The sequence below is a fragment of the Allobaculum stercoricanis DSM 13633 genome (genome assembly GCF_000384195.1).
Taxonomy (GTDB): domain Bacteria; phylum Bacillota_I; class Bacilli_A; order Erysipelotrichales; family Erysipelotrichaceae; genus Allobaculum; species Allobaculum stercoricanis.
In genome coordinates this window covers 475,885-487,792 of record NZ_KB913034.1, presented here as the reverse complement: position 1 = coordinate 487,792, position 11,908 = coordinate 475,885, and the positions used below count along the sequence as shown (strand labels likewise).

The window sequence follows — 11,908 nt, the reverse complement described above, 5'->3', positions numbered from 1 at the left end:
GGCTTTTTTAATGTTGTATTCCTGATACACTAAAAGTTACAAATCAAACTAAAGGAGATTTTATGTCCAGTTTAGAACACGTTACTCATCCATTTGCCCCAGAATATGATTCCGCAAGCCAAATTTTGATATTAGGATCATTCCCCTCTGTACAATCCCGTAAACAAAACTTTTATTATGCTCATCCGCAAAATCGCTTTTGGAAAGTGTTAGGCGAAATCTTTAATGAAGAAGTGGGTTCAACCGCAAAACAAAAGAAAGCTTTTTTAAAATCCCATCATATTGCATTATGGGATGTCATTGAGCAATGTTCCATTCACGGTTCATCTGATTCATCCATACGCGATGTCACGCCCACAAACCTTTCTTTCCTTCTCGAACAAAGTGAAATCACAACGATATTTTGCAACGGAAAAAAGGCGTTGCAGCTCTTTGATCGTTATCAAAAACCAAATGGACTACATGCGATTTATCTTCCTTCCTCTAGTCCTGCAAATGCTGCTTTTCGCTTAGACAAGCTCGTGGAAGTTTGGAAACCTCTTATTCTTGACGCACTAAAAAAAGAACATCGGAAATGATTGTAAAAATCATCAAATGCATCTTTCTATCATGTATAATGGAAATAGCAATAATTTAACGGAGGGATAACCATGTTAATTCAAAATGCCGCTTTAGCTGATGTCATTGCCGGAACTCTCCATAAAAAGCCGGAAGAGCTCAAAAAAGAAGATCTCCTTGAACTCATTCAATTAGATGCTTCTGATTTAGATATCGATACCCTTGAAGGCCTGGAGTATGCTGAGAACCTTGAAAAAATCAATGTTTCGAATAATGCACTTACCAACATCAGACCACTTAAAAATCTCATGAACTTAGTCAATGTCAATTTATCTGGAAACAGATTACGTGACATTGAACCACTAGACTCTCACTACAATCTTGAAATCCTTAACCTTTCTCGCAACAACTTGTATGTCATGGACCTATCAGCTGTCGCAAGTATGGTGAATTTAAAAGTATTGAACTTGAAGAAAGCAAAAATTGACTCTTTAAACTACGTTCAAAACTGTACGCAACTTGAAAATATTTGCGTAAATACCGAAAACGGCCCATTTAACTATTCTATTCTTGGCCGTTTGCCAAACTTAAAGATTTTAGATATGTCTGGAATGAGAAGATACTATATCGAAGATTTATCATTCTTAAACAACATTGAAGAACTGAATCTTTCGACAAACTTGTTATCGGACATCTCTCCACTTTCTGCAATGAAAAATTTACGTCGTCTCGATGTATCCAATAACCCTTATTTAGTCGATTATCATCCAATCAAAGATTTCCCTTCTTTGGAATATCTAAATCTCGACTTTAATAACGCTACTGATTTTGGTTTCTTTGAAGATTTACCAAAACTAAAATCAATCTCCATGGAACAAACCGGATTCTCCGACATGCGCAATTTAAACCACATTAAAGATCTACAAGATCTCAATGTCTCCAAAAACGAAATTGCACATCTCGATGAATTCACTAACGTTAAAAACCTACGCTCCTTTGATGCGCGTTTCTGCCAATTAACTGATATTGAGTTCTTGCGACATGCAGAAAAGCTAGAACGTTTAAATCTATTCACAAACCGCATTACATCGATTGAACCACTCGTTGAATGCAATAAATTAACAGAGTTGAATGTTGGACGTAATCAAATCCGTTCCATCGATTGCATAAAAGACATGAAAGATCTCAAAATTCTTTCTTTGGAAAACAACAACATTGCGGATCTATCTGCATTATCTGACCTTCATGAATTATGTATTGTCGACCTATACAACAACAACATTCGTGATCTAACCCCATTACAAGATTTAGAATTTATTTCTTATTTGCGCTTAGACCACAACATGATTCATGATTTACGTCCATTATCGAATTTGAAGTTCTTACGACAATTAACGCTCAAAGCAAACTACATCGAAGATGTATCTCCATTAAAAGATTTAGAATTGCTTGAAGCGTTACGTTTAGAAAACAACCCAATTATCGATACGAGTCCACTTGAAAAAATGGCATTCTACTCCAAATTCACGGACTAATCAAAACCATCTAACTCTATTACACCTATTGAAAATAAGGCTACCATTAAAACATTGACGATGCTTGGTTTATACCAAGCATCGCCTTTTTATTTTGCTTAAAAGAATCGAAAATAGTTTCTGTTCTGTTAGATAAGCTTTCCGTTAACAATTAAGATCAAATTTATACGGTCACACCTCATTAACGTAAAAAAAACTTCAAGCCAAATTGACTTGAAGTTTGCTTTCGAATGGTGAGGACGATGCGACTTGAACGCACACGAGCTAAGCTCACTACCCCCTCAAAGTAGCGTGTCTGCCATTCCACCACGTCCTCATATTTAGAAGTTGCCTATATAATATAACGCAAAATATAATCTTTGTAAAGTGCTTTTTTTCACTTTTTAAATTGACTATCTTTGCGATCACGGCTCTTTGTAAACCATTAATTATTCTAACACTTCCGGAAGTTTATTCAAGTCTAAATATGGTCAAGTCTAATTTTTTCCCACTATCCCAACTTTGCAACTCTTCAATAGCTAAATGATCATAATTGTCTCTATTTGGATTAAGCTAAATCTTCCCCATTTGAGGCGATCACTTTCTTATACCATTTAAACGAATCTTTTTTCTCGGGATGCAAGTCCCCCATTGCCATCATTATCGCGATCTACATAGATAAATCCATAACGTTTTTTTCATTTCACCAGAAGAGGCAGAGACTAAATCCATACAACCCTACATTGTGTATCCCATCAAGTCACGCCATCTTCAATTACTTCGCGCATTGCCTGAATATGATCTCTTAAATAATCAATGTGATAGATATCATGGAATTTAGTATCTTCACTGCACACATCGTTTGCATCTAATCCATTTTCAACGATTATTAATGGAATTTCATATCGTTCACAAACCATATTTAAATATGTGCGTAATCATGTTGAGTCAATTTGTCATCTCAATCACACTTTGTAAATAAGGATTTTTAATTCCTCCAAATATATTCCCGCGAGATGTTTCCGTCTATAAGCGAAATGACATCTTCCGATAGTCCAAGCAGAATTTTTGTTTTCCTGCTTTCTGACCTTCTTTTCTTTGTAAAATGCAATATAAGAACTACCAATTTGTGCAATTTAAAAATAACCAATTCAGGCAATGTTGGATAAAAAGAAATTAAAGTACAAACTCGATTTATACACTCTTTTCCTTCTATTCTTTTTCATTCAAATAGGAGAGGACTAATTCTTTTTGCGCGTCGGTCGTCGCAAGACGAATCGCATGCACCACAGTGCAAGACAAGGGAGAAATCTTTAGCGAATCTTGTCTGGAACAAAGACTATGCGAGTCTGGGGAAGGCGATCGATGTGACAAACAGACCAACGATCACAATTTTTCATAAGATTTCTTGAGATATATTAATCCATTATCTTTTCTGTAAAAAATTAAAAACATTTTTACAAAAGCATTGCGAAGTACTGAGTATGATGCATGGGTACATTTTTATGAAGACGACGCAAACTTTGAAAGGCTTTGGAATAAACCGCATGTTTATCTTCCAATTCTCAAAAAATTTAAGGGAGTCATATCCCCTGATTTTAGTGTTTATCGCGACATGCCTTTGGTAATGCAGTATTGGAATATCTATCGAAGCAGAGCGATAGCTCATTGGTTACAAGAAAATGGGGTGGCCGTGATTCCAAATATTCGCTTTGGAGATGAAAGAACTTATAAACTATCTTGTGCAGGAATAACAAAACATGGCGTTATAGCAGTAGGCTCGCATGGGTGTATGAAGCTAGTTGTAGAACGTGCTTATTTCCAAAGAGGACTTAATTATGTAATTGAAAGCTTGAAACCTTCAGCTCTTATTGTATATGGTGCAATGCCGCAAGAAGTTTTTGCTCCGTATCAGGAAATGGGAATTGAAATATTGCAATTCGATAGTGAATTTATGCAAAGCAGAAAGGCTGTGGATGCTTAATGGGGGCAGGTTTTCACGGAGGTTTTGGAAATACTCATGGAGCAACAAAAAATAAATTTCCTGTTAATGCACCAAAAGATGTGAGATATAGTAAAAAGAAAACAGAGGGGTATTTGCTAAATGTCAACCATCCAATTGGCGGATCCAAGGCTAAGTTTATGAAAGATGTTTTAGGTTACTCAAAAAACGACTCAAAATTGTTTCATAAAAATATAGTTGCTTCCCTTGTAGGTAAATCACCTACTAAAAGCGAAACAACACCATTCGGCATTAAACATACTTATCACACAAAAGTAATTGGTAAGTCTGGAAAATCCATTAATGCTAATGTAGTAGTTGTCATACAAAAAGATAAGAATAGAATTACGCATAAAATAGTAACGGTATATCCTGACAAGAAAGGAAAATAAGCTATGAAAGAACTAGATGTAGTAGAACTCATCAAAGAATTTAATGAACTTCCTGTTGGAACTCAAGGTGCAATCGTTTTAGAATATGATGGCACTTATTATGAAGTTGAATTCTTTGATTCAACTGGCGATACCTTAGGTGTCTATACCACACCATGCGATGTACTAGAACCTGTAGTTTATAACTAACACAAATCATTGTGAACATTATAAAAATGACACTTTAATATTTGTTGAGGTTTAGATAACCTTGGCCTTTAAATTTTCATGAGGTCATCCTAAACCTCGAAAGTTTTAAAGCGATTTTTACCAATGTCATTAAGTTAAGCTTTTGGAAATTTAGACCCCTGTAGATCGAAAAAATTCTTTTCGGTTTTAGGGGTCATTTTATATGCTCTCTTTTTCAAAAACGAATGTTTTTTTGCAGTTTAGGTATTGACAATTCACCTCAAGAGCGTCACTGCCACGCAGCCCATTATGTAAGTAAAGCGAAAAAGGAGTTTCTTATGTCTTCACCTAAATCAATTGGCAAAAAATATCATCAAATTTTCGACAACACCCTTTCAATGGTTGCATTCAAAAACGATTATCTTAATAACCAAGATTCTGATTTCTCCAGATTCGTATATTAACTAGAGATAACACTATAGAAATGATCTATCATTGTTAAAAACACGTCTATTCAAAGATTCATTCCTAATCTTTCAGATACCCAAAATCTATCCGTTAGTTCTTCTGCAATATCACAAGTAAAAGATAAAGCATCGCATGGTTTATCTTTTACTTTTACATAGATAGGATCCGAGAAATTCTATTCAAAAAGAAAATTACTAAAGATTTGGATAACCGAAAACGACAAAGGACGCAACCCGAGCAATCATATCGAGCATTTTTAGATTGACATCAATAGAAATCACTCAATTTATCTATGTCCCTATTTTACTTTTAGGCGATCACACACTTATTATGCACATTTTCAATAACGCGATTCCGACTTTAACGTTTGTATAGATCTAATTGCCTTCGATTTTTAGATGTTAAATCCGTTTTAAATCGATTCTTTTTCCTGATGTGTTGCATTTTGATCTGCGTTAGATAAATCTATTTTCATAGATCAATACGCTTTGAGATCATACGAATAAGATTTCATTATTGTGAGTTCATCTCATGAAAATAAACTTAAACGGACATTCAAAATCCAGTATTTTCAAAGCCCTTTTTAATAGATAAACGCCATATATAAAGACTTTATAAAAACTCGCTTTTTTTAGAATAGTTTGCGCACTGATGTTTGCCTAGAAGTGTTTTATCTTGACTCTGTGTTGCAAAAATCTATATAATTTGTGCATAGGATAGATTCAAGAACTGATTTTTACTGGATAGTCCATTCTTTCCAGGTTCGCATTGAAGTCAAAGAATTTTAATCAAAAATCTCCAATCTATTCAGGGAGGTAAAACATGAACACTGGAAAAGTGAAATGGTTTAACGCAGAAAAAGGCTTCGGATTCATTACTGGTGAAGACGGAAAAGATGTATTCGTACATTATTCTTCCATCAACCAAAAAGGATACCGTTCCTTAGACGAAGGTCAGACTGTTACTTACGATGTCGTTGAAGGCGATCGTGGAAAACAAGCTGCAAACGTTACACCTGTTGCTGAATAATTTCGATTTCAGATGAAGAAGTGCAAAGCACTTCTTTTTTTACCCTCACCAAAGATCAAGAAAAAAAGCAAGAAACACATGGATTCAATCGTTTCCATGCGCCTCTTGCTTTTTAAATTGTTTAGTCTTGATCGAAACTTCGATAATGAAGTTCCACTTTATCTTTCAATTGGCTTTGAATTTGGGCAAAAACTTGTCCAAACATCTTTTGATCGAATAAAACAACATCAATATAGGAATATGATTTTCCAATTGCTCCACCTATAACTTTTGCGCAATGTAATGGTGCAAGCAGTGCTTCGATTTGCGTGGCGAGTTTTTGACGCAATGCTGCATCTTCTTTGGAGTCAAACAAGTTAACGTAATAAATATAACCATATTCTCCACCTTTTGCTTTTAAATCGAGTTGGACATCACTTTTAGCCCCTAATGTTTCTTCAATCAATGGTGGGTTCACCGTAAAGATCATTTTCATATCTTTCCGTAAAGAGTCCGAAGCAAAGTCTTGATGAGGTTTAAATACCGTATAAATATCTAATGGATGCTTATATTCTGGCCATTTCTCGTTTTGAACTGTTTCCATGATGACATCATAGAGTTCGCATAAATTACACAAATTTGCATCTTTGATTGGTGCATCTAAAAAATCTGCACTTCCAATATAAGATTCCAGACAATTTTCTCCTACCGCAAGTTCGATTAAATAAATGGCCATTTCGCGTTTATATTCAGGATTATCAATTAAGGAAAAACCTGGACAATACACTTGCACTTCAAAGTTTTGCGCTTTGGGATTGATCGTATAAAAGGCGGTCATATCCATCAATGTATAAGCAACATCTTTAATCTGTAAAACAGCTTCGATCGCTTTTTGGGACAGAGGAGTCAATGTATCGTTGATCAGCCATGTCTTTTTAATGCTTGCTGGAGCGAGTTTTTTCATTTGTTGACAAATAAGTTGGCTTGTTTTATTTGGACCTGTATCAAACGTCAGTTCAGGTTGTTCAGGATCGTCTTCAATAAAAAAGTGAGCTCCACTTATCTCATTACATTCGGAATTTAGTGTATCTAAGATTTCCGTTAATTTTTCATAATTTTGATTGTTTAATGCGTCTAACAAGCCTTTTTGTTCTTGTTCAAAGTCTTTCCAGAACGCTTTAATATTGTCAATGACACTCATCGATAAACCTTCTTTCTTGGTTTTATTGTTGATCTAAATCGTTTTATTCTTCGCTACACCTTGGATAAATCAACACTCTTGTTTCCGTGATAATAACATCTAATCTTTGATCCCATTGTTCATGTATAAAACTTGCTTCTTGTTGATCAAAGGCAATGCCCACACGCAAACTCTGCGGATGGTTTTGTAGATAGCGATCGTAATAGCCTTTTCCATAACCTTTTCGATAGCCATCACAAAACGCCACTAAAGGCACGATAATCATACTGGGGATCACTTCTTGTTGGCCACTCTTTTCCCCTTTCGGTTCAAGAATACCAAATGCTCCTCTTTCTAATTGATCGAGTGGATAAAAGCGCATTACACTTTCGCTTTCCACTTTAGGCGCTGACCATTGAATTGCTTCAAATTCACTTTTAGACAAAAGTTTTGAATCACGATACACATAGTGTTGGTCGTTAGGTTGATCATATAATTGGAATCCACAATGATCTAAGACATCCACTTCTTCTAAAATCGGAAGATAAATTCCAATCGATGGATATCGTTTAAAAAAAGGCAGAAGCCCACAGGCAATTCGAAAATTTCTTTCTTGCTTGTTGGGAATCTGCTTTCTTTTTTGAATCCAATTTCTTCGATTCATCGTATCCATTGCGTTTTAGCCGATGGAATCCGACATATCCAGTTTTAATAACTGGTTTAATTCAACCGCATATTCCATAGGTAATTCGCGGGTAAATGGTTCTAAGAAGCCCATAACGATCATTTCTGTAGCTTGTGCTTCCGTTAAACCACGACTCATCAAATAGAACAGTTGTTCTTCTGAGATATTTGAAACTGTTGCCTCATGTTCAATCTGGCTTGTTTGATTGAGGTGACGGTTCAAAGGAATCGTATCAGAACGGGATTGTTTATCCAAGATTAGCGTATCACATTCAACTTTTGTTTTCGCGTGATCCGCATTTTTACCATGAATAACCCAACCACGGTAGTCTACTTCTCCACCTTTTCTCGCAACAGATTTGGAAATAATTGTTGAAGAAGTATGTGGTGCTAAATGAACCATTTTTGCGCCGGCGTCTTGAACTTGATCTTTTGAAGCGACGGCAATAGAGATCGTTGTCCCTTTCGCATATGGTCCAACAAGAAAACATGCTGGATATTTCATATTTAAGTGGGATCCGATGTTTCCATCAATCCATTCCATATGGCCATAATCTTCAACTCGAGCTCGTTTTGTTACGAGGTTGATAATATTGGTTGACCAGTTTTGAACAGTGGAATAACGACATCTCGCATTTTTATGAACGAAAATTTCAACAACTGCCGCATGTAAAGAATCTTTCGAATAAATCGGTGCAGTACATCCTTCAACATAATGAACGTCTGCCCCTTCATCGACGATAATGAGCGTACGTTCAAATTGACCTGCGGATTGCGAGTTAATTCTGAAATAAGATTGAAGTGGTTTTTCTAACTTCACGCCTTTTGGAACGTAGATGAAGCTTCCACCAGACCAAACAGCTGTATTGAGCGCTGCATATTTGTTGTCTGTATATGGAATGAGTTTTCCAAAATATTTTTGGAACAATTCTGGATGAAGACGTAACGCACTATCCGTGTCTAAGAAAATAACTCCTTTTTCTTCGACTTCTTCAAGCATGTTGTGATAAACAACTTCAGATTCATATTGCGTAGAGACCCCGGCTAAATATTTTTGTTCAGCTTCTGGGATCCCAAGTTTTTGGAATGTATTACGGATTGTTTCTGGGACTTCTTCCCAATCTTGTTCTTGGGTTTCACTTGGTTTGATGTAATAGGTAAATTCATCAAAATCAATATGGGATAAATCTGGTCCCCAATCTGGATTTTCTTGTTTTAAAAAGGAATGGTACGCATCTAAACGTCTTTGTAACATCCACTCTGGTTCTTTTTTAATTGCAGAGATCTCACGAATCGTCTGCTCCGTTAAACCTTTCTCTGTTTTAAAAACAGAAGTGTCTTCGTCATGGAATCCGTACTGGTAATCTTTTTCCTCTAAAACCTGTACTTGTGATTGTTCTTTTTCAGCCATTTCAAGCCTCCTGTTCTTTTGTCGTCTGTTCGCGATGAGCCTGCAACATTTCTTCTAATGCTTTCCAGCCGATCGTTGCACAACCAATGCGATTTGGTTGTTTTGCGACGCCTTCAAAAACGATCGCCTCGTCAACGAGTTCAGGATCAAAAGGACGACCATGGATCATATTGAAATAGTTTTGAATAATTGCTTCTGCTTGTTCCACTGTCTTATTTGCGACTAATTGCGTCAAAATAGAGGTAGAAGCAGTGGAGATTGTACAAGCTTGCCCGTCAAAGCGAACATCTTGAACAATTCCATCTTTAATTTTTGCTTGAACTGTAATGTCATCGATGCAGGAATCACTTGCCATATGTCTTTGGTCATATTCACCGTCATCTGTTTTAAGTTCTTTATTTTGTGGATAAGAATAGTTATCCATAATAATTTCCCGATAGTAAGATGGATCGATTGGCATATTTATCCCCTTTTCTAAAAAAAGATATCTAGGCACTTTTCGACTGTCGCATCTTTGATTGCATCGACAAGTCGGTCAATATCTTCAATCGTGTTATAAAAATAGATGCTTGCCCGGACTGTTCCTGGCACACCTAAAAATTCGCCCATTAATTTTGCACAATGCTGGCCAGAACGTACGGCAATTCCTTTATTGGATAAGTAACTTGCCATATCCTGTGGGAAAATCAATTGGCCTTTGTCATAGACATTAAATGTTACAATTCCGCCTTGCGCGTTTGGATTGTAAATTTTAATTTTGTCTTGAAGTTCTTCTTGTGCACGTTTTAAAAAGTATTGTTTTAATTCCCATTCATATTCATGAATGTTGTTTAATCCAATATTCATCAAATAGCGCATTGCTGTTGCCATTCCAAGAGCCCCTTCAATCGGTAATGTTCCTGATTCAAATTTTGTTGGCGTTTTTTTCAAAACTAATGAATCACAACTTCTCGCAAAGCGTGCATTACTTTCGCCACCGAAGAAAATTGGGCGTAATTGATCGAGTAACTCGAATTTTCCATACATGACACCAATTCCGCTTGGTCCACATAATTTATGGCTAGAGAAGCAGAAGAAATCGCAATCCATATCTTGAACATCGATAGCATGATGAGCAACTGCTTGCGCACCATCGACAACAAGATATGCGCCATGGTCATGTGCAATTTTGGCAATTTCTTTAATTGGTGCATTAAAACCTAAAACGTTAGAGACTTGCGCAAAAACAACCACTTTCGTGTTCGGATATTGAACAAATGCTTTTTCTACGTTTTCTGGAGTAATTCGTCCCTCTTGATCAACTTCGATGAAATTGACTGGAATATCTTTAGCCAAACCGGCTTGTTGCCAAGGCAATACGGAAGATGCATGCTCTGTTTCACATGTCAAAATTGCATCGCCTTGTTTTAAAAACTGGTTGGTAATCATTAAAGCAAGAAGGTTTAATCCTTCTGTTGTACCGGAAGTAAAAACGATTTCTTCCGTTTTTTTGGCATTGATAAATTCAGCGCTCGTTTTTCTTGCTGCATCCAGTGCATAGTCAACTTGCGCTGCCATTTCATAATCACCACGCTGGGCATTTGCACCAAGGTAAGTGTAATAACGAACCACTTCGTCAATAACACATTGTGGCTTTAGCGCTGTTGCACAACTATCCAAATAAACGAGAGGCAAACCGCTCATTTCTCTTTTTAAAATCGGAAAATCCGCACGTATTGCTTCAATATTTTCTTTAATATTCATACATGCCAACCCTTTCTTCCGTTTCTTGGGCGATTTTTGCCTTTAACTCTTCATCTTCAATCAATTCTAAGATCGGTTTGAAATATCCGACAGATAAAAGACCGATCGCTTGGCGCATTGTCAATCCACGAGAATTTAAATAATAGAGTTGCTCGGCATCAGGTTGGCCTACGCTTAAAGCATGGGAGGCTTTTACGTCATCCTCATCAATATAAAGAATTGGTAAAGTTACACACTGGTGATTGTTTCCCATTGTTAAAACACGAGTTTCTTGATGAGATTCAGATGCATGAGCACCTTTTACAATTCGGCCAGCTGCAACCATTTCATATTTTCCACCATCAAAAACAACCGCAAAGTTATGCATATTGCCGTATGTATGGCTAACATGGCTTGTAATATCCAAATTAGATTTTTTCTGACAATCGCAAAGGCAAAGCTGTGCAATCGAAAAATCCATATTTGCGCCTTGCTCATTCAAGTGTCCTTGTAATTCAAGATGACAAGGTTGGTTTTGTAAATCTAATAAGCCACACTCAAGATTTGCATCATGAGCAATGTTGGCTGTTACTTTCAATTGAAGGTCATGTGCCATGCTATTTTGAATGAATAATTTGACATGAGAAGACGATTTTGCTTCTAAATGTAGACTCATTTCTTTACTTGGCCCTTCAAGAAAGATCACGATTGAACCTGTTGCACGTTCGTTAAATGTTAAATTTAAATCTTGATCCATTGCCATTGTTTGGGCAAAACGGTTTTCATAGACTCTTTCCATAG

12 protein-coding genes, 1 tRNA gene and 1 pseudogene are annotated in these 11,908 nt (G+C 36.4%); 6 read left to right on the top strand and 8 right to left on the bottom strand.

Translation table 11 applies throughout. The features are described 5' to 3' along the window. Positions 1–62: 62 nt before the first annotated feature. The gene (locus tag ALLST_RS0102295; protein ID WP_019892412.1) at positions 63–578 is read left to right on the top strand and encodes a DNA-deoxyinosine glycosylase; all 516 of its coding nucleotides are present in this window, start codon (positions 63–65) and stop codon (positions 576–578) included. Positions 579–650: 72 nt separating this feature from the next. After that, a complete protein-coding gene (locus ALLST_RS0102290; protein ID WP_019892411.1) occupies positions 651–2,093 on the top strand; it encodes a leucine-rich repeat domain-containing protein in 1,443 nt (480 codons plus the stop codon). Positions 2,094–2,324: 231 nt separating this feature from the next. On the opposite strand, the gene ALLST_RS11430 is transcribed toward ALLST_RS0102290, so the two are convergent. Together ALLST_RS11430 and ALLST_RS11425 are read right to left on the bottom strand one after the other, a co-directional pair. Then, positions 2,325–2,409, bottom strand: a tRNA-Leu gene (locus ALLST_RS11430). Positions 2,410–2,640: 231 nt separating this feature from the next. Continuing rightward, positions 2,641–3,010 (bottom strand): annotated as a pseudogene (locus ALLST_RS11425) (family 1 glycosylhydrolase); the annotation flags it as partial. Positions 3,011–3,540: 530 nt separating this feature from the next. On the opposite strand from ALLST_RS11425, the gene ALLST_RS09830 reads away from it, so the two are divergent. The 4 genes from ALLST_RS09830 to ALLST_RS0102260 all read left to right on the top strand — a co-directional run bounded on the left by ALLST_RS09830 (position 3,541) and on the right by ALLST_RS0102260 (position 6,131). Then, positions 3,541–4,056, top strand: coding sequence for a DUF4417 domain-containing protein (locus ALLST_RS09830; RefSeq protein ID WP_019892409.1), 516 nt, complete (start codon positions 3,541–3,543; stop codon positions 4,054–4,056). Beyond that, positions 4,056–4,466 carry a DUF6883 domain-containing protein gene (locus tag ALLST_RS11575; RefSeq protein ID WP_019892408.1) on the top strand — a complete coding sequence of 137 codons (411 nt, stop codon included), beginning with the start codon at positions 4,056–4,058 and terminating at the stop codon, positions 4,464–4,466. The genes ALLST_RS09830 and ALLST_RS11575 overlap by 1 nt, the downstream gene beginning before the upstream one ends. Before the next feature lie 3 nt (positions 4,467–4,469). Continuing rightward, the gene (locus ALLST_RS0102270; RefSeq protein WP_019892407.1) at positions 4,470–4,655 is read left to right on the top strand and encodes a DUF4926 domain-containing protein; all 186 of its coding nucleotides are present in this window, start codon (positions 4,470–4,472) and stop codon (positions 4,653–4,655) included. 1,269 nt (positions 4,656–5,924) lie between these two features. Then, positions 5,925–6,131 carry a cold-shock protein gene (locus ALLST_RS0102260; protein ID WP_019892405.1) on the top strand — a complete coding sequence of 69 codons (207 nt, stop codon included), beginning with the start codon at positions 5,925–5,927 and terminating at the stop codon, positions 6,129–6,131. Between the two features lie 121 nt (positions 6,132–6,252). Here ALLST_RS0102260 and ALLST_RS0102255 read toward each other — a convergent pair whose 3' ends face one another. The 6 genes from ALLST_RS0102255 to ALLST_RS10945 are packed head-to-tail and all read right to left on the bottom strand — an operon-like array spanning position 6,253 to position 11,906. Further along, the gene (locus ALLST_RS0102255; RefSeq protein ID WP_019892404.1) at positions 6,253–7,311 is read right to left on the bottom strand and encodes a hypothetical protein; all 1,059 of its coding nucleotides are present in this window, start codon (positions 7,309–7,311) and stop codon (positions 6,253–6,255) included. 43 nt (positions 7,312–7,354) lie between these two features. Next, entirely contained in the window at positions 7,355–7,954 is a 600-nt protein-coding gene (locus ALLST_RS10950) for a 5-formyltetrahydrofolate cyclo-ligase (protein WP_169336050.1), read from the bottom strand. 15 nt (positions 7,955–7,969) lie between these two features. Beyond that, positions 7,970–9,385 (bottom strand): Fe-S cluster assembly protein SufB, encoded by a 1,416-nt coding sequence (sufB, locus tag ALLST_RS0102245; RefSeq protein WP_019892402.1) that lies wholly within the window; start codon positions 9,383–9,385, stop codon positions 7,970–7,972. Position 9,386: 1 nt separating this feature from the next. Further along, positions 9,387–9,845, bottom strand: a complete 459-nt coding sequence (sufU, locus tag ALLST_RS0102240) for a Fe-S cluster assembly sulfur transfer protein SufU (protein ID WP_019892400.1) — start codon at positions 9,843–9,845, stop codon at positions 9,387–9,389. A 14-nt stretch (positions 9,846–9,859) separates the two neighbouring features. After that, on the bottom strand, positions 9,860–11,128 hold the full coding sequence (locus ALLST_RS0102235; protein WP_019892398.1) for an aminotransferase class V-fold PLP-dependent enzyme: 1,269 nt from the start codon (positions 11,126–11,128) through the stop codon (positions 9,860–9,862). Continuing rightward, entirely contained in the window at positions 11,118–11,906 is a 789-nt protein-coding gene (locus ALLST_RS10945) for a SufD family Fe-S cluster assembly protein (protein WP_019892395.1), read from the bottom strand. Before ALLST_RS10945 ends, ALLST_RS0102235 begins: the two co-directional genes overlap by 11 nt. Between the last annotated feature and the right edge of the window lie 2 nt (positions 11,907–11,908).